Below are 22,242 nucleotides of genomic sequence, written 5' to 3'. Positions count from 1 at the left end.
GTGCCCACGACCGAGCTCAGAGCGCCACGCCGCCGTTCCTCGGTGCACCGTCACAGCCCGCGCCCCCGAACGCCTCGCGCCGCACGAAGGCCCGCACCGCAGAGAAGCGGCACCCCGCAGCGAGGTATCGCCCGTCCACCGGGAGAGCTGCCGGCCCCAGTGTGAGCCCTCTGTGTGAGCCCTCTGTGTGAGCCCTCTGTGTGAGCCGCGGGCCGCTTCTAGCCGACCGTCTCGCGATCGTGCTGGCACACGGAGCAGCTCGTCAGCCCGGCCGCCTCGGCCGCCGCGAGGGTCATCGTCTCCACGCCGGTCTCACCCGCGCCCCTGATCAACGGGCAGTTGGTGCTGTGGTAGCGGCGGGTGCCGATGATCACCTTCACCGTCCCGGGCCGCCCGCCCTTGCCGCTCCCGGCACCGCCCTCGGCGGGTTCGTCGCCGGCCTTGGCCTTGGAAGTCTCAGCCTTGGAAGTCTCAGCCTTGGAAGCCTCGGCCTTGGAAGCCTCGGCCTTGGAAGCCTCGGCCTTGCCACCAGAGCCCTGCGCCTTCCCGGACCCCCCGGGAGCCGGAGGACGGGCAGCAGGCGAGGAGCCAGGCTTGGACGCCCCGCCCGACGAAGGCCCGCCCTTGGGCGAGGCGACCGCGGATGGCTCGCCCTTGGGCGTCACAGCCGAGGACGGCCCGTTCTTGGGCGTGGCGGCCGAAGCCGAGGAAGGCCCATCCTTGGGCGCCGCCACCGGCGAAGGACCGCTCCTGGGCGTCGCGGCCGGAGAGGGCCCGTTCTTGGGCGTCGTGGAGGGGGCCGCACCGCTCTTGGGAGCCGCACCGCCGGCCCCGCCTCTCGGCGCCTCTCCCTTGGACACACCGTCCCTGGACGAAGGCGGGCGTACGGGCTCAGCCTTCCCCGGAACGGCCGCCGACGCGGCTCCCGGTGACTTGGCCGGGGCACCCGCGGGCAACGGCCCCTTGGGCTTGGCGGTCGACTCGGCGGAGGACGCGGGCCGCTCGTGCAGGATCACGGTCTCGGAGGACGGCTCCGCCAGGGCCCCGGACGGCCGCTCGGCCGCCTTGCCGCCGTCGTCCGGCGGCTCCGGCATCCCGAACGCGTTCACGCGCGGCTGCGGCGCCGTCTCCGGATCATCGTCCTGCCCGGCCGCCCCAGGGGATCGCCCATTCCTGTCACCGGCGGACTGCCCGGCCTTCCCACCGGCCTGCCCGCTCTTGCCACCGGCCGAAGAGGAAGCCCCGGCCTGGCCGGACCCACCACCGGCCTGCACAGGCTTACCGCCACCGGTCTGCTTGGGCCTGGCGCCACTGGCCTGCCCAGGTCCGGCGCTGCCGGTCTGCCCAGGCTTGCCGCCGCTCTGCTCAGGTCCGGCCGCAGAGCCCCCCGGCTGGTCGGCCGTGGAGGCGGAAGAGGCGGTCTTGCCGGCCGGTGAGGCGGTCTTGGCCCCGGCCTGCCCGGGCTTGGGCTCGGAGCGCCCGGCGGTCTCGGAGGACGCTCCAGCCTGCCCGGACTTGGCACCGGCCGCCGGGGAACCCGAGCCCGAGCCGGAACCGGAAGCGGAGCCGGAACCGGAGCCGGAAGCGGAGCCGGAACCCGTGGCCGAGCCCGGGCCGGAGCCCGAACCCGGGCCGGAGCCCGAACCCGTGGCGGGGCCGGAAGCGGAGCCCGAGGCGGGCTTGCGGGCGAACGGCGGGGTGGGGAAATAGGAAGTCTGGTTCTCCGCCTGCTCCTCATCCGCATCCGGTTCGGGGGCGGCGGAGGGGGTGCTCTTGCCCTGACCGGCCGGGGAGCGGCCGAACCACCCGGTCGCGCCTTCCTCGTGGGCGGCTGCGGACTCCGGGTCGGGGGTGGAAGCCTTCGTGTCGGGCTTCGGCGAGACGACCGGCGGACGTAGGTCGCGGGTCTCCGCGGAGCTCCCGGCAGGGCTGCTGGCAGGGCTGCTGGCGGGGCTCTCGGCGGCGCCGCTGGCGGGGCTCTCCATGGGCCGGCCCGCGGGCTGGTCCGCGCGGGACTCCGTGGCCGGCATCACGGCGGGAGCCGGGCCGGGGGCGACGACGGGCTCGGGGTCGGCGGCAGGGGGCAGCTGCCGTCCGCCGAGCGCTGCGTCGGGCAGGCACGTCGTGCAGGGCGTGAAGCCCTCCTCGCGCGCCTCTTCGTAGGTGAGCTCCTCGTGATCCCGGCCGACCAGCTGCCTGCAGCCGGGGACGTGGTAGCGCTTGCGCCCCGGGATCACCAGCACGATCGCGTCCGGCGCGATGCCGCTCGCCGCGGGACGGCGGGGGGCGGGGGCAGGGGCGGGCACGGTCGCCGTCCGGCCCGGCGCCTGCGGATGCGGCCGGGGCTGCGGAGGCGGCTGCTGGTGAGCCATCGGACCGGTCTGGTTGTACGGCGGCGCGGAAGGCATCAGCCCCTTCGGGGGGGTGGCCGGCGCAGCGGCCTGCCCACCTCCGGGAAAAAGCTCGTTCCGCCGCAGGAACGCCCCGATCACCAGGAACAGCGCGGACAGCACGCTGACCACGATGGACCACATGATCAGGAACGGCTTCGCCAGTACGAAACCCGCGATCAGCAGAACCACTGCCGCGAGCACCAAACCAGCACTGATAAGGATCACAGGGGGCTCTTTCGATTGACATCCTCCCCGCCCATGACGAGCGAGGATTCCCGGGTTGCCCCAGGTGGTTCGCGGTTCTCGGCCCCGGCCAACGCCTGGAGGGCTCCCCGCGCCGCAACCCCATGCCCTGGGGCCGTCGAACGTGCCGGCTTGGCTATCGCCGTCACACCAACCCTAACGGTCAAGACCGACAGAACAAGAGCGCAGCATCCTGGCGAGGTCCGGTGCCAGATCCCAGTGACCCTCTACTTTACCTGCGATCGTTGTGGGGGCCGTCACCACCGGGGAACGCGCCCTGCGGAGCCTCGCCACCGAACGGGCTCGGACCACCGGGAAGAGGCGGCTGGCCACCCTGCGGCACGGCGTGCGACATGGCGGGAGCCTGGCCCTGCGGTCCGCCGGACATGACCGGGAAGCCGCCGCTGCCCTCCGCGGAGACGTTGAGCTCGGCGAGCTGGTTCTCCAGGTAGAGCTTGAGCCTGCTGCGGTATTCGCGCTCGAAGCTGCGCAGCTCCTCGACCTTGCGCTCGAGCTCGTCGCGGGTCTGCACCAGCGAGCCCATGGCCTGGCGGTGGCGCTCCTGCGCGTCGCGCTCGAGCGTCTCGGCGCGGGCGCGGGCGTCGCCGATGACCTGCTCGGCCTGGCGGCGCGCCTTGGTGAGGATCTCGTCGGCCTCGCGGCGGGCGCGGGTGACCGTCTCGTCCGCCTCCCGGCGGGCGTCGGCGATCGCCTGGTCGGCGGTCTGCTGGGCGAGCGCGAGCACGCGGGCCGCGGTGTCCATGTTGTCCTCGGCGGGAGGCATGTTCATGGCCACGGGGACCGGGGGCTGCTGCTGCACCGGCGGCGGCTCGGGGGCCCGCATGGGCTCCGGCTGCGGCGGGGCCATCATCTCGGGCTTGGGCTGCTCCTGGACCGGGGCGGAGGCCATGGGCATGTTCATGCCGCCCGGCACCTTCCCGCGCAGGCACTCGGCCAGCTTGGCGCGGAGCTCCTCGTTCTCTTGGATCAGGCGGTCGAGCTCAGCCTCCACCTCGTCGAGGAAGGCGTCGACCTCTTCCTCGTCGTAGCCCGGCCGCAACCGGGTGGTACTGAACTGCTTGTTCCGCACATCAGCGGGCGTCAGCGGCATTTTTTGGTCTCCTTGGCGCGCTTGGAGTCTGTCCGGAGGACGGTAACCCGAATCACCTCAGCGCGGACACGAGTTGGATCACGACCTGCGCCCCACATGTCCTCCTCATCGCGGTGCCAGCGATCCCGCGATCTGAATCAAGATCAGAACCACGATGAACAGGACAGTGAAGCTTAGGTCAAAGGCCACCGTACCCAACCGGAGCGGCGGAATGAAACGGCGGAGGAACTTGAGTGGTGGGTCTGTTGCGGTGTATGTGGCCTCCGCCAGCACCAGCACAACGCCCGAAGGCCGCCATTGGCGGGCGAAAGCCTGCACGGTCTCAAAGATCATCCTGCCGATGAGCAGCACCAAATAGAGGGACAGGACAACGACCAAGATCCCACTGACGATCTCCACGGCCCGGCCGCGCCTCCACTTCTGATGTGCCCTCCCGGTCTCGGTGAGACCAGGCTGGGTCCGATAGGCATACAGAGACTCTAACTCTGATTGAAGAACCCGCGTTCCGCGATTCGGGCCTTGTCCTCGGCGGTCACCTCGACATTGGCAGGGGACAACAGGAACACCTTGTTGGTAACACGTTCAATGCTGCCATGTAGGCCAAAGACAAGACCTGCCGCGAAATCGACGAGCCGCTTCGCGTCACTGTCAACCATCTCGGTCAGGTTCATGATGACCGGGGTGCCGTCGCGGAAGTGCTCGCCGATCGTCCGGGCCTCGTTGTACGTGCGGGGGTGGAGGGTCGTGATGCGAGCCAGGTCGGTCGTGCGGCGTTCCACGATGGTGGTGGTGGGCCTGGGCGCGGGGACCGCGGCGTCCGGCTCGTCGTCGCGGTCCTGGACCGCCACGGGACGCTCTTCGCCGGTACGCTGGACGTCGTCCTCGTAGGCGTAGTCGTCGGTGTAGTTCTCATACCTCTCGTAGCGGTCGTCCTCCACGAGACCGAGGTAGACCGCCATCTTGCGCATCGCGCCGGCCATCGCTACGTCGTCCTCCTGCTCATGGTCGCACTCGCTCGGGCCCGTCGCCGTGTCCGAGGCGGTAGGCGTACCCCCCTGGAGCTCACCGTTGATCGACCTCTACTTGGTCATGGGCCTGAAGACCCACTTGAGGGGACATTACCTGACGAAGGGCTTGCGACGACCGAGCAACGCCGTACCGACCCGCACGTGTGTCGCGCCGTAGGCGATGGCCTCCACGAGATCCTCGCTCATGCCGGCGGAGATCATGGTGGCGCGGGGGTGCTGCTCCTGCAGGCGCGTCGCCAGGTCCCTCAGCCGGGCGAACGCCTTGGCGGGCTCCTCGCCCAGCGGCGCCACCGCCATCACGCCGCCCAGCCGGAGCCCTTCGGTCAGGGCCACCTCGTCGGCGAGCGCGAGCAGGTCGGCGGGGCGGACGCCGCCTCTGGCGGGGTCGTCGTCGAGCGCGACCTGGATCAGGCAGCCGACCTCGCGGCCCTGCCTGACGGCCTCCTTGCCGAGCGCCTCCACCAGCCTGAGGCGGTCGACGGAGTGGACCACGTCGGCGTACCCGACCACGGAGCGGACCTTGTTGGTCTGCAACTGGCCGACGAAGTGCCAGGTGAGCGGCAGGTCGGCGAGCTCGTGCGCCTTGGGGGCGGCCTCCTGGTCGCGGTTCTCGCCGACGTCGCGCACGCCGAGGCCGGACAGGATGCGCACGTCCTCGGCGGGGCGCGTCTTGGTGACGGCGATCAGCGTGACCTCGCTCCGGTCGCGGCCCACGGCGTGGCACGCCTCGGCGATGCGCGCGTCGACCTCGGCGAGACCGGCCGCGATCTCGTCCCTTCTCACGTGCTGTTCCTCTCGACTACCGGTGTCCTGGCCGCCGCACGTGGTCGCGCTCGGCCGTACGCACGACGGCGCCGCTCCCGGGTCCCTGCGGGGAGCGGCGTCAGGCGGTCCTCTCTTTGACGGCTATTTGAGGAAGTCGGGAACGTCGAGTTCCTCTTCCTGCTCCTCGAAGATCACGCGATGACGTTTGGGGGGCTCCGACATGCGGGAGGTGATGGGCGTGGGCGGGGTGGCGGGCTCGGGCGCGGGCCGGGGGATCGAGACGGGGCCCGAGGGCTCGTCGTCGGGATCACCGGCGTCGCTCTCGGCGGCCCGCAGCGGCTCCACCGGGCGCACCGGCTCCGGCCGGGGCTCGGGACGCGGCTCGGGCCTGAACTCCGCGCGCGGCTCGGGGCGCGGCTCCGGCCTGAACTCCGCGCGCGGCTCGGGACGCGGCTCCGGCCGGGGCTCGGGACGCGACTCGGGCCTGAACTCCGCACGGGGCTCGGGACGCGGCTCAGGGCGCACCTCAGCCCGCGGCGCGGGCGGCTCGGACTTCACGCTCGGGGAGGCCACGCTGGGCCGCACAGGAGACGATGGAGGCGGCGAGGGAGGCGGCGCGGCGGCCGGGCGGCCCGCCGGGCGCGGCAGTTGCTTCTCCGTCGGCCCCGGCACGTCGTCGAAGCCCGCCGCGATCACCGTCACGCGCACCTCGTCGCCGAGGGCGTCGTCGATGACCGTGCCGAAGATGATGTTGGCGTCGGGCGCGGCGGCCATCGAGACGAGCTGGGCCGCCTCGTTGATCTCGAACAGGCCCAGGTCGGAGCCGCCCGCGATGGACAGCAGCACGCCGTGGGCGCCGTCGATGCTGGCCTCCAGCAGCGGGCTGGAGACCGCCATCTCGGCGGCCGCCACCGAGCGGTCGTCGCCCCGGGCGTGGCCGATGCCCATGAGGGCCGAACCTGCGCCCGACATGACCGACTTCACGTCGGCGAAGTCGAGGTTGATCAGACCGGGAGTGGTGATCAGGTCGGTGATGCCCTGGACACCGGACAGCAGCACCTGGTCGGCCGCCTTGAACGCGTCGAGCACGCTCACCTGCCGGTCGGAGATCGACAGCAGCCGGTCGTTGGGAATCACGATCAGCGTGTCGACCTCGTCGCGCAGCGTCTCGATGCCCGCTTCGGCCTGCGAGGCCCTGCGGCGTCCCTCAAAGCTGAACGGCCGGGTCACGACACCGATGGTGAGCGCGCCGAGTGACCGTGCGATGTTGGCCACGACGGGCGCGCCGCCCGTGCCGGTGCCGCCGCCCTCGCCCGCCGTGACGAAGACCATGTCGGCCCCCTTGAGGACCTCCTCGATCTCCTCACGGTGGTCCTCGGCCGCCTTGCGGCCGACATCGGGGTTGGCGCCCGCGCCCAGTCCGCGCGTGAGCTCACGGCCCACGTCGAGTTTCACATCGGCGTCACTCATCAGCAGCGCCTGGGCGTCGGTGTTTATCGCGATGAACTCGACGCCCTTGAGTCCCTCCTCGATCATCCGGTTGACGGCGTTGACTCCGCCGCCGCCGATGCCGACGACCTTGATGACCGCGAGGTAGTTCTGCGGTGCTGCCACGACGAGGGGCCTTTCCGCTCGTTGACTTGCCATTTCGGTGCGGATTGTCTCCGCTTTTGTCAGTTCGGGTAACTCTCAACCTCAGGTTGAGATTTAGATTTATGTCAACCTGAGGATTGATACGGACAGTAGGAGTTACGCTCCGGGCGGGTCAACTAACCGCGCCGCAAGCACGTCCGGCGTGTCGCGGGCTGTCCGTTTCGCTCCGCAGTCGCGCCTGGTGGCGGCACTCCTTCGCCGAAAGTCCGGGTTACAGGCTCTCACGCCGCGGGCCCCGCCTCGCACAGGCTCGGCGATGGCCTTGCCCCTCGGTTGCCAGACCCTGACGATCACGATCACTTCAGCGTCACCACGTCGGGGGAGCTGACGTCGTAGGACCTGGCCGCCCTCTCGCGCTTGAGCAGCGAGCTGAGGATGCGGGCCTTCTCCTCGGGCCGGTCGGCGCCGCCCCAGATGACGGTGCGCCCGTCGGACAAGTGCAGCGTCACGCCCTCGGCCGTGCCCGCGTGCACCTGCCTGACCTTGGCCGCGACCTCGCCCGGCACGGCCTGGACGACCTTGAGCGCGGCCGTCATGGCGGGGTCGCCGGGAACGGGACGGTCGACCTTGAGCAGCGGCAGCAAGGGCGGCGCGGCGTCCTTGACCTCGATCACCACGCCCTGCCCGTCGACGATCGCCACCTTCCCGCCGGCCGGGATCGCGGCGACGGGCTCGCGCTCGACCACCTGGATCTTGAGCGTGCCCGGCCAGACCCGGTCGACCTTGGCGGAGGCGAGCTGTCTGATGCCCAGCACGCGGGTCTCGACGTCGGCGAGGTTGACGGTGGCCAGGGGGTGCAGGTCGGCCACGCCGGCCTGCTGCTTGATGCGCTCGCTCGGCACTGTGAGATTTCCCACGATCTCGATCGAACGCACCCCCAGCACGGGCGAGAAGAACACCAGCCACGCGGCCGAGCCCACCACCCCCGCGGTCAGCAGCACCAGGAACGCCCTGCGCGCTTTCATCGCCCTCCCACCACTGGCTCACGGGGATCACGCCGGCCCCGTGTCGGCACCGAACCTACGCCGCCGCAGGGCGCGACGCCGCGCGCCACGCCCATACGGCGGTCCTCCCCCGACGGGGGTCTCAGGACAGCCTGGCGACGATCTGCGGCCCCAGCTCGGTGATGTCGCCCGCGCCCATCGTGAGCACGATGTCGCCGGGCCGGGCGCGCTCGGCGACCAGCGCCGGCACCGCCGCGCGGTCGGGCGCGTAGGCCACCCGCTCCGGCGGCAGCGGCACCCGCCCGGCCACCATGGCCCCGGACACGCCGGGCTCGGGGTCCTCGCGGGCGCCGTAGACGTCGAGCACGATCGCCTCGTCGGCGAGCCCGAGCGCCGCGCCGAACTCGTCGGCGAAGAAGCGGGTGCGCGAGTAGAGGTGCGGCTGGAAGACGGCGATGACCCGCCCGGTGCCGGAGTAGGAGGCCACGACGTCGCGGGCGGCCCGCAGGTCGGCGGCCAGCTCGGTCGGATGGTGGGCGTAGCTGTCGAACACCGCGATGCCGCCGGCCTCGCCCTTGGCCTCGAAGCGCCGCTTGGCCCCGGTGAAGGCCCCCAGGCCCTCTCTGATCTCCTCGAACGGAAGCCCCAGCTCGTCGGCCACGGCGATCACCGCGGTGGCGTTGAGCGCGTTGTGGGCCCCGGGAACGGCCAGCCGCACCTCGCCCCTGCCCTCGATGGAGAACACCGTGCCGAACCCGTCGGGCCTGACGCCGGTCACGCGGTAGTCGGCGCCCTCCAGGCCGTAGGTCCTGACCCGCAGCCCGCGCTCCGCGGCGCGCCGCGCCAGCTCCGCCGAGCCGGGGTCGTCGGCGCAGGCGATGAGCAGCGAGCCGACGCGGTCGGCGAACCTGGCGAAGCTGTCGTGCACCGCCCGCGGGTCGCCGTAGTTGTCGAGGTGGTCGGCCTCGACGTTGGTCACCACGGCGATGTCGGGGGCGAGCATGAGGAAGGAGCCGTCGCTCTCGTCGGCCTCGGCCACGAACACGCCGCCCTGCCCGTCGTCGGCGCCGAGCCCGGTGGTGACGAGCTGCCCGCCGACGCAGTAGGACGGGTCGGCGCCGCACTTCTGCAGCGCCACGGTGAGCATGGAGGTCGTGGTGGTCTTGCCGTGGGTGCCGGCGATGGCGACCGCGGTGCGCCCGGCCATGACGGAGGCCAGCGCGGCGGCCCGCGGGATGATCCGCAGGCCCCGCTTGAGCGCCTCGCCCAGCTCGGGGTTGGAGTCGCGGATGGCGGTGGAGACGACCACGGTGTCGACGTCTCTGATGTGGGAGGCGGCGTGGCCGATGTGCACGGTGGCGCCCAGCTCGCGCAGCTCGGTGATCTGCTCGGAGCTGCGCGCGTCGCTGCCCGTCACCCGCACGCCGCGCTTGAGCAGGATGCGGGCGATGCCCGACATCCCGGCGCCGCCTATGCCGATGAAGTGCACCCGCCCCAGCTCTTCTACGGTGACGGGATCGACCAGCTTGACGAGACTCATCGGGCTATCTCCAACACTTTCCTGGCAAGCATGATATCGGCGTCCTTCCTCCCCAGCCGCGAGGCGGCCTCCGACATGACGGCGACCCGTTCGGGGTCGTGGAGGATGGGCAGCACGTTGTGAATGATCCACTCGGCGGTCAGCTCGGCGTCGTCGGCCAGCAGGCCGCCGCCGCCGCGCACGATGCGCTCGGCGTTGAGCCGCTGCTCGCCGTTGCCGTGCGGCAGCGGCACGTAGGCCGCGGGCAGGCCGACCGCGGTCAGCTCGGCGCAGGTCAGCGCGCCGCTCCGGCACAGGGCCACGTCGGCGGCGGCGTAGGCGAGGTCCATGCGGTCGACGTAGGGCAGCAGGACGTATTGCGGGTCGCCGGGCGGGGGCTCGTGCTCGACGGTGTTGGTGGGGCCCAGCACGTGCAGCACCTGCACGCCGGCCCGGCGCAGCACCGGGGCGGCGGCCAGCGCGGCCTCGTTGATCGACCTGGCGCCCTGCGAGCCGCCGAACACCAGCAGGGTCGGCCGGTCGTTCTCCAGCCCGAACCACGAGCGCGCCTTGTCGCCCGTGGACAGCCGGTCGAGCGTGACGATCTCGCGGCGCAGCGGGGTGCCGATGAACTCGGCCTTGGGCAGCGCGGCGTCGGGGAAGCCGCTGAAGACGTGGTCGGTCAGCCGCGCGCCCAGCCGGTTGGCCAGGCCGGGGCGGGGGTTGGCCTCGTGCACCACGATGGGCACGCCGCGCCGCTTGGCCGCCAGGTAGGCGGGCGTGGCGACGTAGCCGCCGAAGCCGACCAGGATGTCGGCCTTGACCCGGTCGAGGATGGCCACGGTGGCGTTGATCGCCCCGGCCAGCCTGCCGGGCACGGTCAGCAGGCTCGGAGTGATCGACCTGGGCAGCGGCACGGCCGGCACCAGCTCCAGCTCGTAGCCCCTGGCGGGCACGAGCCGCGACTCCAAGCCGCGCTCCGTGCCCACGCAGGTGATGCCGACGCCCGCGTCAAGACGGCGCAGCGCGTCCGCGAGGGCCAGCGCGGGCTCGATGTGCCCGGCTGTCCCCCCACCGGCGAGGACCACCCTCATCTCGGTCACTCCCTAACGTGTCACTCGGCCTTTGGTCCTACCCCCCAGGCCAAGCCAGCTTAGGGCCCGGGCGGCCGGTCCGGGGCCACGAGCGGCCAAGGCCTCACGCGCGCCCGGCTCGCGCTTGGCGAACGACAGCAGCATGCCGAGCGCGGCGAGGGTGGGCAGCAGGGCGGATCCGCCGTACGAGACCAGCGGCAGCGGGATGCCCGTGATCGGCAGCACGCTGAGCACGGCGCCCATGTTGACGGTCGCCTGCCCCACGATCCAGGCCACCATGGCGGCGGCCGAGAGCCTGATGAAGGGGTCGTTGACCCGGACGGCGACGCGCAGCCCGGCATAGCCGAGCAGCCCGAACAGCGCCACCACCATCAGCGTGCCCATCAGCCCCAGCTCCTCGCCCACGATGGCGAAGATGAAGTCGCTCTCGCCGTGCGGCAGCCAGCTCCACTTCTGCCGGCTGCTGCCCAGCCCGAGCCCGAACCAGCCGCCCGAGCCCATCGCGATCTGCCCCTGGACGGCCTGGTAGCCGGCGCCCTGCGCGTCGGCCCACGGGTCGAGGAAGGCGCCGATGCGCGCCATCCGGTACGGCTCCACCCTGATCATGATGATCGCCGCCAGCACGGCCAGCGCCAGGATGCCGCCGAACAGCTTGATCGGCGCGCCCACCACCCACAGCAGCGACAGGAAGATCATGAAGAGCACCAGCGTGGTGCCCAGGTCGCGGCCGAGCATGACCATGACGGCCAGGATCGCCGTGCCGGGCATGAGCGGGATGAGCAGCTGCCGCCACTCGATGCGGCCCTGCCGCGCCCGCCTGGCCAGCAGGTCGGCCCCCCACAGCACGAGCCCGAGCTTGGCCGGCTCTGACGGCTGCACGGTCAGCGGGCCGATGTAGATCCACCGCTGCGCGCCCAGCTCGGAGGAGCCGATGAACAGCACCATGACCAGCGCGATGATCGACAACGCCATCAGCGGGTAGCCGGCCCAGCGGAAGAACTTGACCGGCAGCCGCGAGCACGCGTACATCACGGGCACGCCGAGCGCCGCCGACAGCGACTGCTTGATGAACCACGAGAACGGGCTGCCGGTCTTCTGCAGCGCCTCGATGCTGGAGGCCGACAGCACCATCATCAGTCCGAGCGCGAGCAGCAGCGCGCTGCACATGATGATCAGGTAGTAGGTGGTCAGCGGCCTGTCGAGCAGCTCCTTGAGCGTGCCGAGCTGCTCGCGGGCCCAGCTCGCCGGCCCCTCCTGACGCGCCGCGGCCCGCGGCGGCACCCGCTCGCGCTCCCGCTCCTCAGCGCTCGTGCTCACGTCGCGCTTCCGCCCGTGCCCGCAGCCCGCGCACGGCGCGCGCGAAGGCCTCCCCCCGCGCCGGGTAGTTGGCGAACATGTCCAGCGAGGCCCCCGCCGGGGAGAGCAGCACGGTGTCCCCGGGCGAGGCCAGCCGGGCGGCTTCGGTGACGACTCTTTCCATCGCACCAGTGTCCCGATCCGGGATGTCCACGAGCGGGACATTCGGCGCGTGTCGCGCGATGGCTTCGGCGATCCTGGCCCGATCGGCGCCGAGCAGCACCGCCGCACGCAGCCGGGGCGCGGCCTGACGCACCAGCTCGTCGACGTCGGCGCCCTTGAGCTGCCCGCCCGCCACCCACACCACCGACGGGTACGACATCAGCGCCGCGGCGGCGGCGTGCGGGTTGGTGGCCTTGGAGTCGTCGACGTAGTCGACCTCGCCGATCCGGTCGACGTGGGCCAGCCGGTGCGGGTCGGGCACGAAGTCGCGCAGCCCCTGGCGCACGGCCTCGGACGGCACGCCGAGCGAGCGGGCCAGCGCGGCGGCGGCCAGCGCGTTGGCCACGTTGTGCGGGGCGAAGGGGCGCACGTCGGCCAGCGTTGCCAGCTCCTCGGCCGCCTCGACCGGGTCGGCCACGAACGCCCGGTCGACCAGCAGGTCCTCCACCAGGCCGAGCTGCCCGCTCCTGGGCACGCGCAGGGTGAACCCGACGGCGCCGGGGTAGGGCTCGGCCAGCCTGGTGGCCTCGGGGTCGTCGGCGTTGAAGATCACGGTGCCGGCGCGCTCGTAGATGCGGCCCTTGGCGGCGGCGTACTCCTCCATGGAGCCGTGCCAGTCGAGGTGGTCGGGCGCCACGTTGAGGATGGCCGCGGCGTGCGGGGCCAGCGTGCCCGACCAGTGGAGCTGGAAGCTGGACAGCTCGACCGCCAGCGCGTCGTACGGCTCCGCGACGGCCCGCACCACGGGCACCCCCACGTTGCCCACGGCCAGGGCCTTGCGCCCGGCCGCGGTCAGCATCGAGGTGAGCATGCGCACGGCGGTGGTCTTGCCGTTGGTGCCGGTCAGCGCCAGCCAGGGGGCGGCCTGCGGCGGCCGCAGCCGCCAGGCCAGCTCCACCTCGCCGACGACCTCGACGCCGGCCCGCAGCGCGGCGGCGATCAGCGGGTGGTGCGGCGGCCACCCGGTGGTGACCACGCGCGCCACCCCCTCGGGCAGGACCATCTCGCCGAAGCGGGTCTCCACGCCGAGCCGGGCCAGCTCGGCCGCGGCGGCGAGCTGGCGCTCGCCCTCCACGGCCTCGACGACCACGACTCGCTCGCCGCGCCCGGCCAGCACCTTGGCCACGGCGGTGCCGGACACGCCGAGCCCGGCCACACAGGTGTACGTCATTACTTGGGCATCCACTCCACGTAGAACAGCCCCAGCCCGAGCGCCGCGCACAGGATCGCGATCAGCCAGAAACGGACCACGATCGTGGTCTCGGCCCAGCCCTTGAGCTCGAAGTGATGCTGCAGGGGGGCCATTCTGAACACACGTTTGCCGGTCATCTTGAACGAGCCGACCTGGATGATGACCGACAGCGTGATGACCACGCACAGGCCGGCGAGGATGATCAGCAGCAGCTGGGTGCGGGTGGCGATGGCCAGCCCGGCCAGCACGCCGCCCAGGGCCAGCGAGCCGGTGTCACCCATGAAGATCTTGGCGGGCGGCGCGTTCCACCACAGGAACCCGATCAGCGCCCCCAGCACCGCCGAGGCCACCACGGCCAGGTCGAGCGGATCTCGCACCCAGTAGCAGTTGGGGCCGAGCTGGTCGATGCAGTTGTTGCGCAGCTGCCAGTTGCCGATCAGCACGTACGCGGCCAGCACCGCGCCCGTGGCGCCGCTGGCCAGGCCGTCGAGACCGTCGGTGAGGTTCACCGCGTTGGAGAACCCGACGATCATGATGAGCACCCAGATCGTGAACCCGACGATGCCGATCGAGGGGCCGATGTCGCGCAGGAACGACACGCGGGTCTCGGCGGGGGTGATGCCGTAGACGTTGGGCTGGCGCGTCACCAGGACCGCGAAGACCGCGCCGACGACGAGCTGGCCGAGCGCCTTGGCGCCGCTGCGCAGGCCGAGGCTGCGCTGCTTGTAGATCTTGATGAAGTCGTCGAGGAAGCCGACCGCGCCCAGCCCCGTCATGAGGAACAGCACCAGCATGCCCGACACGGTCGGGGGCTCCAGCATGGCCAGGTGGGAGGCGCCGTAGGCGAGCAGGGCGGCGAGCACGAACACGATGCCGCCCATCGTGGGGGTGCCCTTCTTGCCGAGATGGGCCTGCACACCCTCCTCCCGGACGTTCTGGCCGATGCCGCGCCGTGAGAACAGCCTGATCGCCAGGGGGGTGCCGAGCATCGACAGGATCAGTCCCACCGCGCCGGCAATGACGATGTTGATCACTGGGTGGCACCCCCGAGCACGAGCTCGGCCGTCCGCTCCAGGCCCATGGCCCTCGGTCCCTTGATCAGCACGGCGTCGCCCGGCCGCAGCCACGCGGCCAGCTCGGCCGCCGCGGCCTCGGCGTCGGGCACGTGCACGATGCGCGTCGGCTCTCCGTACCCGGGCGGCCCGCCCTGAGCCTGCCCGCCCTGAGCCTGCCCGCCCTGAGCCTGCCCGCCCTGAGCCTGCCCGCCCTGAGCCTGCCCGCCCGGCCGCGGCGCGCCCTGTGCTGCGTGCTGGGCGGCCTGCTGGGCGGCCTGCTGGGCCGCCTGCTGGGCGGCCTCGTGGGCGCCCCGCAGCACCGGCTCCGCGTTGGGCCCGGCCACGATCAGCCCGGCCAGCCCGGACCCGCCCGCCAGCCGGCCCAGCTCGGCGTTGAGCGCGGGCGAGTCGTCGCCCAGCTCGCGCAGCGCCGCGATGACCGCGAAGCGCCGCCGCCCCTTGCCCAGCACGCCGAACGTCCCGAAGGCGGCCCGCATGGAGTCGGGGTTGGCGTTGTAGGCGTCGTTGACCACGGTCACTCCGTCGGCCCGCTCGGTGACCTCCATCCGCCAGCGGCTGCGGGGCGTGGCCTCCGACAGTTCCTCGGCGATGGTGGCGACCGGCAGGCCCAGCTCGTATCCGGCGGCGGCGGCGGCCAGCGCGTTCTCGACCGCGTGCTCGCCGTACAGCTTCAGGGACACGTGCGCGGCCCCCGAGGGGGTGCGCAGCGTGAAGGAGGCGCGCCCGGTGGCGTCCATCACGACGCCCTCGGCCCTGATGGCCGCGGACTCGGCGCGCCCGTAGAAGGTGACGCGCGCGTCGGTGCGCGTGGCCATCCCGCGCACCAGCGGGTCGTCGGCGTTGAGCACGGCCACGCCCGAGCGCGGCAGCGACTCCACCAGCTCGCCCTTGGCCTTGGCGATGGCCTCCTTGCCGCCGAACACGCCGAGGTGCGCGGTGCCGACGTTGAGCACCACGCCGATCTGCGGCGGCGCGATGCGGGTCAGCTCCTTGATGTGGCCGATGTTGCGGGCGGCCAGCTCCAGCACCATGTAGCGGGTGTCGAGGTCGGCGCGCAGCACGGTCAGCGGGTGGCCGAGCTCGTTGTTGAAGCTGCCCACGGGCGCGATGGTGGCGCCGATCCGCCCGGTGAGCCGGGCCAGCAGGTCTTTGGTGGTGGTCTTGCCCGCCGAGCCGGTCACGCCGATGACGGTGGCCTTGGGCAGGGCGCGGACCTGGGCCGCGGCCAGCTCGGCGAGCGCGGCGGCGGTGTCGGGCACGATCACCGCGGGCCCCTCGACCGGCCTGGTGGCCAGCACGGCGACGGCTCCGGCCCGGATGGCCTGCGCGGCGTAGTCGTGACCGTCGACCCGCGCGCCCTTGATGGCGACGAACAGGGATCCCGGTTCTACGGCCCGCGAGTCGATCACGACGGGCCCGCGCACCACCGCGCGGGGATCGGCCATGCCCGACAGGGCGCCCGAGGTTATCTCGGCGATCCTGGCCAGAGGCAACGGGATCATTAGTGCTTCCTGCTTTCCTTGCGTGCGTCGATCGCTTCGGCGACCACTTCGCGGTCGTCGAAGGGGATCACCTCGCCTGAAACGTACTGGCCCTGCTCGTGACCCTTGCCCGCGACGACGATCACGTCGCCGCGCCCGGCACGGGCGATCGCCAGGCCGATGGCGGCAGCGCGGTCGGGCTCAATGATCACATGAGCGCGGTCGTGCTGGGGAACGCGGAGCGCTCCCTCCATCATCGCCGCGAGGATGGCCAGCGGATCCTCCGAGCGGGGATTGTCGCTCGTGAAAATGGCCACATCGGCGAGCTGGGCGGAGATTTCCCCCATGATGGGCCGTTTGCCCTTGTCGCGGTCGCCGCCGCAGCCGAGCACGATCGTCAGCGTGCCGTCCGTGACCGTGCGCAGCGAGCGCAGCACCGACTCCACGGCGCCCGGCTTGTGGGAGTAGTCCACGACGGCCTGGAAGTCGTCCTGGGCGCCCGTGACCCGCTGCATCCGCCCCGGGACCCCGGCCAGGGAGCCCACGCCGTGCACGGCCGTGTGCAGCGGCACCCCGGCCTCGACGAGCGTGACGATGGCGCCGAGCGCGTTGGCCACGTTGAACGGGCCGGGCAGCGCGACCTGCGCGTCGGCCTCGACGCCGCCGGGGCCCACCACGCGGAAGACGCTGCCGTCGGACCCGAGCCTGGCGTCCACCGCCCGCCACTCGGCCTCCGGGTCGCCCAGCGCCGAGAACGTGGTCATCGGCACCTTCGCCAGGCCGAGCAGCTCGCGCCCGTGGCGGTCGTCGATGTTGGTCACGCCCAGGCGGCTCAGCTCCGGCTGGAACAGCTTCGCCTTGGTGGCGAAGTAGTCCTCGAAGTCCTTGTGGAAGTCGAGGTGGTCCTGCGACAGGTTGGTGAACAGGGCGACGTCGTAGTAGATGCCGTCGACCCTGCCGAGCGCGAGCGCGTGGCTGGAGACCTCCATGGCCGCCGCCGTCACGCCCTCCTCGCGCATCAGGGCGAACAGCCCGTGCAGGTCGGACGCCTCGGGCGTGGTCAGCGTGGGCTGGAAGGCCAGCTCGCCCACGTGGATCTCGACCCCGCCCACCAGGCCGGCCCGGTGCCCGGCGGCCCGCAGGCCCGCCTCCAGCATGAACGTGGTCGTGGACTTGCCGCTGGTGCCCGTGACGCCGAGGATCTGCAGGTCGTGGGCCGGCTGCCCGTAGACCCAGGAGGCGATCTGCCCCAGCAGGGCGCGCGGATCGGACACGATGAGCACGGGCAGCCCGGTGGCCACCGCCGCGTCGCGCCCGGCGCGGTCGGTGAGCACGGCCACCGCCCCCCGGGCCATCGCGTCGGCGGCGAACGTGGCGCCGTGGACCCGGCTGCCGGGCAGGGCCACGTAGAGATCGCCGCGTCTGACGCTGCGGGAGTCGATGGTGACGCCGGTCAGGGCGGCATGGGGCGACCGCGACGTGCCGGAATCGGCGTCGAGCATGGTCGCGAGCCCGGTCAGCGGGCGAGGCGGGCTGGTCCTGGGACGCATAGACGACGGGGGACGCACGGCGAGAGCGTACCTTCCCTGGTCACTGTCCGGCGCGCGTACGCACCGTCGGCGCGGCGGAGCCTGTGGGAGGAATCTTCTTGCTCTTGATGGCGAACGTCATCACATCCTTGAAGACGGGGGCCGCCAACTGCCCGCCGAAATGGCCCTTCTTCGGGTTCTGCAGCACCGAGAGCACCACCAGCCGCGGCCGGTCGGCCGGCGCGAACCCGACGAACGAGGCCGTGTAGCCCTCGTAACGGCCGAGCTCGGCATCGTAGCGGTTGGCCGTGCCCGTCTTGCCCGCCACCCGGTAACCGTCGATGGCGGCGAGCTGGCCCGTGCCCTCGGCACCCACCGCGCTCTCCAGCATCGTCGTGATCTCCTTGGCCGTCGTTTCGCTCACCACTCTGCTCTGCTTACCTGCGGGAGCCGGAACGAACCTGCCCGTCGCGTCCGTCGTGCCCGCCACGATCTGCGGCTCGATCTTGACGCCCCCGTTGGCGATCGTCTGGTAGACGCTGGCCATCTGCAGCGCGGTCACCGACACGCCCTGCCCGTAGGCGACCGTGCACTGCTGGCTGCCCGACCACTTGCGGTAGTCGGGCAGCAGCCCCGCCTCGGCGCTGGGGATCCCGCCGCCCGGCCTGCTGCCGAACCCGAACGCCCTGAGCATCTCATACAGCTTCTGGCTGCCGACCTCGCGCGCCGCCATGATGGTGGCCACGTTGCTCGACTGCGCCATGGCCTGCCGGAAGGTCATCGCCTCCGTCTTGTGCGCGTGCGCGTCGCGCAGCACCTGGTCGGCGCACCTGATCCGGTCGGGCACCTGGTAGACCGTGTCGGGCGTGACGGCCTTGGCCTCCAGCGCGGCGGCGGCGGTGATCACCTTGTTCGTGCTGCCCGGCTCGAACACGTCGGCGGCGGCCTTGTTGATGTAGCTCGTCGCCGGGGCCTTGCGCCAGTTGTTCAGGTCGAGCTCGGGCGCGTTGGCCATGGCGACGATCTGCGCCGTCTGCACGTCCATGACGATCACGGTGCCGCTGTCGGCCCCCGACTTCTCCACCTGCTCGCCGATCGACTTCTGCGCGGCCCACTGGATGTCGCGGTCGATGGTCAGCCGCACGTCCTTGCCGTCCACGGGCGCGGTGCGCTGGTGGCTGGTCATCGGGATGCGCTGGCCGTCGCGGCCCGTCTCGACCCGCTGCTCGCCGTCGCGGCCGGCCAGCAGCGAGTTCTTCGCCTGCTCCATGCCGCCCAGGCCGCTGCCCTCGTCGCCGACGAACCCGATGAGGCTGCCCGCGAGGTCGCCCGCCGGGTAGAGCCGGCGGTAGGTCTCCTTGGCCGACAGCGCGGGCACGCGGGCCTGCAGCAGGCGCGTGGCCACGACGGGATCGACGTCTCTGGCCAGGAGCTGGTAGTGGGTGCCCGTTCTGGCCAGCTTCGTGGCGATCTCCTGCTCGTCCTTGCCGAGCTGCTGGGCCAGGATCCTGGCCACCTTCGGGCGCACGTCGGCCGGCACCTTGGTCGGGTCGATCGACACCTCGCGGGCCTCGACGGTGACGGCCAGGTCGTGGCCGTTGACGTCGGTGATGGAGCCGCGCTTGGCCGGGATGACCTCGGTGTGCTGGCGCTGGTCGGCGGCGGCCTCCTCGTAGACCTTGGAGTCGAGCCCCTGCATCTGGATGAGCCGCCCGGCGAAGATCGACAGCACGAACGTCATGCCGATCAGGCCGAAGTTGATGCGCCTGCGCGGGCTGCCCAGCCGCAGCACCAGCGGCGGCCTGGGCGGGCGCGGTGGCGGCCGTCTCGGGCCCCGGGGCGGCGGCACGTCGCCGCCGCGCCGCGCCGGCCGCTCGGTCTCCTGCGGGCGGGCGGCGCCGCCCGGCGGGCGCCGCGAGGGGCCGTCCTGGGCGCGGCGGGCCGGCGGGTCCTCCTGGCGGCTCCGCCTGCGGGCGTCCTCGCCCCCCGGCCGCCCGGCGTCGCCGCGCGGGCCCGTGCCCCGCGCCGCGTCGCCCCGGCCGCCGGCGGCCCGCTCGTCACGCCCTTGTACGCGCGCCCTGAGCCGCTCGGCCTCCTCACGCCCCTGGGCGCCCCGGCTCCTCGACCGCCCGGCGTCGTCGCGGGACCGCCCGCGCCCGTCGTCGCCGGCCTCGGCGCGCGACCGGGCGCCGGTCCGCTCGTCCCTGGGCCGCGCGCGCGGGCCCTCCTCGCGGGAACGCCCGCGAGGGGCGTCGTCACGCGACCTGCCCCGGTCACCGTCACCCCGGGCGCCGTCCCCCCGGGCCGGGCGCGACCGGCCCCGGGCCTCGTCGCCCTGCTCCTGGCGGGAGCGGCCGCGTCCCTCGCCGTCGCGGCCCGGACGGGGGCGGCCCCGCCCCTCGTCGTCACGATCCTGGCGGGAACGACCACGCCCGTCGGCGTCACGATCCTGGCGGGAGCGGCCCCGGGCCTCGTCCCCCCGGTCCTGGCGCGAGCGGCCGTCGGCGGCGCGGTCCTGGCGCGGGCGGCCGCGCTGCTCGTCCCCCGCCTCCTGCCCGGGGCGCGCGCGGTCGTCGTCGCGGCCGAAGGTCTCGCGGCCGAAGGGCAGGTCGAGGGGGTCGTTCCGGTCACGGGGCCGCCGGGGCGGGTTCTCCGGCGAGGCCGGACGGCCCGTCCCGTCGGAACGGGCAGGGCCCCCTTGCCGCCCCGCCCGCCCGGGTCCGCCCGGCGTACGACGAGCGGCGCCTGGCCCTCCCTGAGAGCCGGCGCCGCCAGCGCCGCGGCCGGGACCCTGTCCCCTGCCGCCTGATTCCCTCACCGTTCCGTGTCCACCCGGCTCGCCTGGTCGCCCGCGCTGCTCCAGCTGTTGACCTTGTCCCAGTCGGACCCGTAGCCCTGCTTCTCGGCCAGCTCGGCGATGTTCTCCGGCTGCGTCTTGAGCAGGTAGCGCTGGTCGAGCTGCTCGTTCTCGAGCTGCGCCTCGGCGATCTGCTTGCGCAGCGTGGCGTCGGTGCTGGCGTCCTGGGCGAGCATGACGTTGAGCAGCAGCAGGCTCACCAGGCCGCCGCAGAGCAGCCCGACGACGAGCAGCACGAACGGCGCCCGCTGCCGGCGCGCGGGACCGCGCCGCGGCGTGGCCCGGCCCGGACCGGCCCCGGCTCGCGTGCGCCCGCCCACCGGCCGCTTGCCCGTGGCCGTCCCGCGCGCCCGCTCGGCGGCCGGCGTCCCGCGGCCGCGCACGCGCTCGACGGCCGGCGCCTCCTGCCCGCCGGCCGCGCCGCGCGCCCGTGTGCCCGCACCACGCTCGCCGGAACCACGCACCTCGGCGCCGCGCACGCCGGAGCCGCGCACGCGTTCGCCGGCGGACTCGGCGCGCGCCCGCTCGGCGGCCGCACGCTTGGCCTCGGCCTCGCGCCGCGCCTCCGGACGGGGACGCGGCTTGGACTGGGGCTGGGCCGCCGACCGGCGCGTGCCCGTCTTGGGCACGGCACGGCGGCCGGGCGCGCCCCCGCCGGTCTCCTGCTCAGTCGTCAACACGGATCCTCTCTGCCGCCCGTAGCCGGGCCGAGGCCGCCCGCGGGTTGCGGGCGAGCTCTTCGTCGCTTGGGAGCTCCGCTCCCCTCGTCAGCAGGCGGAACCTCGGCTGGTGAGCCGGTAGCGGGACGGGCAGCCCCGGGGGGCTGGTGTCCCTGGTTCGCGCCGTGAGGGCCTGCTTGGTGAGCCGGTCCTCCAGTGAGTGGTAGGAGAGCACGACGACTCGCCCACCGAGCGTCAACGCGTCGAGCGCCGCGGGCAGCGCCGCCTCCAGGGCGGACAGCTCCGCGTTCACCTCGATGCGCAACGCCTGAAAAGTCCGTTTTGCAGGGTTTCCCCCGGTACGCCGGGTCGCGGCGGGGATGGCCGCGCGTACGATGTCGGCCAGCCGCTTGGTCGACGTGATGGGGTCCTTGGCACGCTCCTTGACGATCAGCCCCGCCACCCGGGCGGCGAAGCGCTCCTCGCCGTAGTCACGCAGGATGCGGGTCAGCTCCGCGGCCGGGTAGTCGTTGACGACGCGTTCGGCGGTCAGCTCCTGCGAGGTGTCCATGCGCATGTCGAGCGGCGCGTCATAGGAATAGGCGAACCCGCGCTCGGCCTCGTCGAGCTGCGGTGAGGAGACCCCGAGGTCGAACAGCGCTCCGTCGACCGAGGCGCGGCCCGTACGGGCGAGCACGCCGGCCAGGTCGGCGGAGGAGGCGTGGACCAGGGTGATCCTTTCCGCGTAGGGGGCGAGCCTGCGGGTGGAGAAGTCGACGGCGAAAGGGTCGCGGTCGATGCCGATCAGGTGCAGCCCGGGGTGGGCGGCGAGCAGGGCCTCCGAGTGGCCGCCGAGGCCGAGGTTGGCGTCGACGACGACCGGGGCCGGCCGGGCCAGCGCGGGGCCGAGCAGCTCCAGAACGCGCTCGAGCATCACCGGTACGTGACCGCCCATGCCGGCGTCGTCGTCCATCTCCAACCCCCCTCTTCGCGCCCTTGCTCGCGGATGACGCGTTGTCCGATCGATCGCCGGTCATTCTGCTGGGTCCCCACCCGGTGCCGCCCGGCCAGGTCCCCATCCGCACCCTCTTCGTGGACGCCCGCCATCTGACACCGGGGAAGGTGCATCAGCTGGCGGACAGTGGTTGCGGGTGGAGACCTCGCCGAACGACATCACCGA

At 72.8% G+C, this 22,242-nt stretch carries 17 protein-coding genes; all 17 read right to left on the bottom strand.

Annotation, left to right across the window (positions count from 1 at the left end; translation table 11 throughout):
• Positions 1–218 precede the first annotated feature (218 nt).
• Entirely contained in the window at positions 219–2,597 is a 2,379-nt protein-coding gene (locus IO39_RS45275) for a hypothetical protein (protein ID WP_157549859.1), read from the bottom strand.
• 271 nt (positions 2,598–2,868) lie between these two features.
• Positions 2,869–3,747 (bottom strand): DivIVA domain-containing protein, encoded by an 879-nt coding sequence (locus IO39_RS45270; protein WP_043638710.1) that lies wholly within the window; start codon positions 3,745–3,747, stop codon positions 2,869–2,871.
• Between the two features lie 105 nt (positions 3,748–3,852).
• Complete coding sequence (locus tag IO39_RS45265) at positions 3,853–4,146, bottom strand: YggT family protein (RefSeq protein WP_043638707.1); 294 nt, start codon at positions 4,144–4,146, stop codon at positions 3,853–3,855.
• Positions 4,147–4,226: 80 nt separating this feature from the next.
• Positions 4,227–4,727 carry a cell division protein SepF gene (locus tag IO39_RS45260; RefSeq protein ID WP_043638705.1) on the bottom strand — a complete coding sequence of 167 codons (501 nt, stop codon included), beginning with the start codon at positions 4,725–4,727 and terminating at the stop codon, positions 4,227–4,229.
• 138 nt (positions 4,728–4,865) lie between these two features.
• Positions 4,866–5,558, bottom strand: coding sequence for a YggS family pyridoxal phosphate-dependent enzyme (locus IO39_RS45255; protein WP_043638704.1), 693 nt, complete (start codon positions 5,556–5,558; stop codon positions 4,866–4,868).
• Positions 5,559–5,681: 123 nt separating this feature from the next.
• The gene (gene ftsZ / locus IO39_RS45250) at positions 5,682–7,154 is read right to left on the bottom strand and encodes a cell division protein FtsZ (protein ID WP_043638702.1); all 1,473 of its coding nucleotides are present in this window, start codon (positions 7,152–7,154) and stop codon (positions 5,682–5,684) included.
• A gap of 335 nt (positions 7,155–7,489) precedes the next feature.
• Positions 7,490–8,158 carry a cell division protein FtsQ/DivIB gene (locus IO39_RS45245; protein WP_043638700.1) on the bottom strand — a complete coding sequence of 223 codons (669 nt, stop codon included), beginning with the start codon at positions 8,156–8,158 and terminating at the stop codon, positions 7,490–7,492.
• Positions 8,159–8,279: 121 nt separating this feature from the next.
• Positions 8,280–9,677, bottom strand: coding sequence for a UDP-N-acetylmuramate--L-alanine ligase (gene murC, locus IO39_RS45240; RefSeq protein WP_043638697.1), 1,398 nt, complete (start codon positions 9,675–9,677; stop codon positions 8,280–8,282).
• Positions 9,674–10,750 carry an undecaprenyldiphospho-muramoylpentapeptide beta-N-acetylglucosaminyltransferase gene (murG, locus tag IO39_RS45235; RefSeq protein WP_043639708.1) on the bottom strand — a complete coding sequence of 359 codons (1,077 nt, stop codon included), beginning with the start codon at positions 10,748–10,750 and terminating at the stop codon, positions 9,674–9,676. The genes murC and murG overlap by 4 nt, the downstream gene beginning before the upstream one ends.
• A 12-nt stretch (positions 10,751–10,762) precedes the next feature.
• Positions 10,763–12,067 (bottom strand): putative lipid II flippase FtsW, encoded by a 1,305-nt coding sequence (gene ftsW / locus IO39_RS45230; RefSeq protein WP_439331507.1) that lies wholly within the window; start codon positions 12,065–12,067, stop codon positions 10,763–10,765.
• Positions 12,051–13,439, bottom strand: a complete 1,389-nt coding sequence (gene murD / locus IO39_RS55660) for a UDP-N-acetylmuramoyl-L-alanine--D-glutamate ligase (protein ID WP_043638695.1) — start codon at positions 13,437–13,439, stop codon at positions 12,051–12,053. Before murD ends, ftsW begins: the two co-directional genes overlap by 17 nt.
• Positions 13,439–14,494 (bottom strand): phospho-N-acetylmuramoyl-pentapeptide-transferase, encoded by a 1,056-nt coding sequence (gene mraY / locus IO39_RS45220; RefSeq protein WP_043638693.1) that lies wholly within the window; start codon positions 14,492–14,494, stop codon positions 13,439–13,441. Before mraY ends, murD begins: the two co-directional genes overlap by 1 nt.
• Positions 14,491–16,038, bottom strand: a complete 1,548-nt coding sequence (locus IO39_RS45215) for a UDP-N-acetylmuramoyl-tripeptide--D-alanyl-D-alanine ligase (protein WP_043638689.1) — start codon at positions 16,036–16,038, stop codon at positions 14,491–14,493. The genes mraY and IO39_RS45215 overlap by 4 nt, the downstream gene beginning before the upstream one ends.
• Positions 16,038–17,567 carry a UDP-N-acetylmuramoyl-L-alanyl-D-glutamate--2,6-diaminopimelate ligase gene (locus IO39_RS45210; protein ID WP_043638686.1) on the bottom strand — a complete coding sequence of 510 codons (1,530 nt, stop codon included), beginning with the start codon at positions 17,565–17,567 and terminating at the stop codon, positions 16,038–16,040. Before IO39_RS45210 ends, IO39_RS45215 begins: the two co-directional genes overlap by 1 nt.
• A gap of 40 nt (positions 17,568–17,607) precedes the next feature.
• Positions 17,608–19,338: a peptidoglycan D,D-transpeptidase FtsI family protein gene (locus IO39_RS60010; RefSeq protein ID WP_500690344.1), complete on the bottom strand. Its 1,731-nt coding sequence runs from the start codon at positions 19,336–19,338 to the stop codon at positions 17,608–17,610.
• A gap of 1,022 nt (positions 19,339–20,360) precedes the next feature.
• The gene (locus IO39_RS51645) at positions 20,361–21,080 is read right to left on the bottom strand and encodes a hypothetical protein (protein WP_052424193.1); all 720 of its coding nucleotides are present in this window, start codon (positions 21,078–21,080) and stop codon (positions 20,361–20,363) included.
• Positions 21,070–22,035 carry a 16S rRNA (cytosine(1402)-N(4))-methyltransferase RsmH gene (rsmH, locus tag IO39_RS45185; protein WP_043639696.1) on the bottom strand — a complete coding sequence of 322 codons (966 nt, stop codon included), beginning with the start codon at positions 22,033–22,035 and terminating at the stop codon, positions 21,070–21,072. Before rsmH ends, IO39_RS51645 begins: the two co-directional genes overlap by 11 nt.
• Positions 22,036–22,242: the final 207 nt, after the last annotated feature.

The sequence above is a fragment of the Nonomuraea candida genome, assembly GCF_000725485.1.
GTDB lineage: Bacteria > Actinomycetota > Actinomycetes > Streptosporangiales > Streptosporangiaceae > Nonomuraea > Nonomuraea candida.
This window is presented reverse-complemented; position numbering and strand designations above follow the sequence as displayed.

Excerpts from the sequence above, each read along its gene's own strand:
- IO39_RS45270 (WP_043638710.1), bottom strand. The coding sequence starts at position 3,747 with ATGCCGCTGACGCCCGCTGATGTGCGGAACAAGCAGTTCAGTACCACC.
- IO39_RS45260 (WP_043638705.1), bottom strand. The coding sequence starts at position 4,727 with ATGGCCGGCGCGATGCGCAAGATGGCGGTCTACCTCGGTCTCGTGGAG.
- IO39_RS45245 (WP_043638700.1), bottom strand. The coding sequence starts at position 8,158 with ATGAAAGCGCGCAGGGCGTTCCTGGTGCTGCTGACCGCGGGGGTGGTG.
- murC (WP_043638697.1), bottom strand. The coding sequence starts at position 9,677 with ATGAGTCTCGTCAAGCTGGTCGATCCCGTCACCGTAGAAGAGCTGGGG.
- murG (WP_043639708.1), bottom strand. The coding sequence starts at position 10,750 with ATGAGGGTGGTCCTCGCCGGTGGGGGGACAGCCGGGCACATCGAGCCC.
- murD (WP_043638695.1), bottom strand. The coding sequence starts at position 13,439 with ATGACGTACACCTGTGTGGCCGGGCTCGGCGTGTCCGGCACCGCCGTG.
- IO39_RS45215 (WP_043638689.1), bottom strand. The coding sequence starts at position 16,038 with ATGATCCCGTTGCCTCTGGCCAGGATCGCCGAGATAACCTCGGGCGCC.
- IO39_RS45210 (WP_043638686.1), bottom strand. The coding sequence starts at position 17,567 with ATGCGTCCCAGGACCAGCCCGCCTCGCCCGCTGACCGGGCTCGCGACC.
- rsmH (WP_043639696.1), bottom strand. The coding sequence starts at position 22,035 with ATGGACGACGACGCCGGCATGGGCGGTCACGTACCGGTGATGCTCGAG.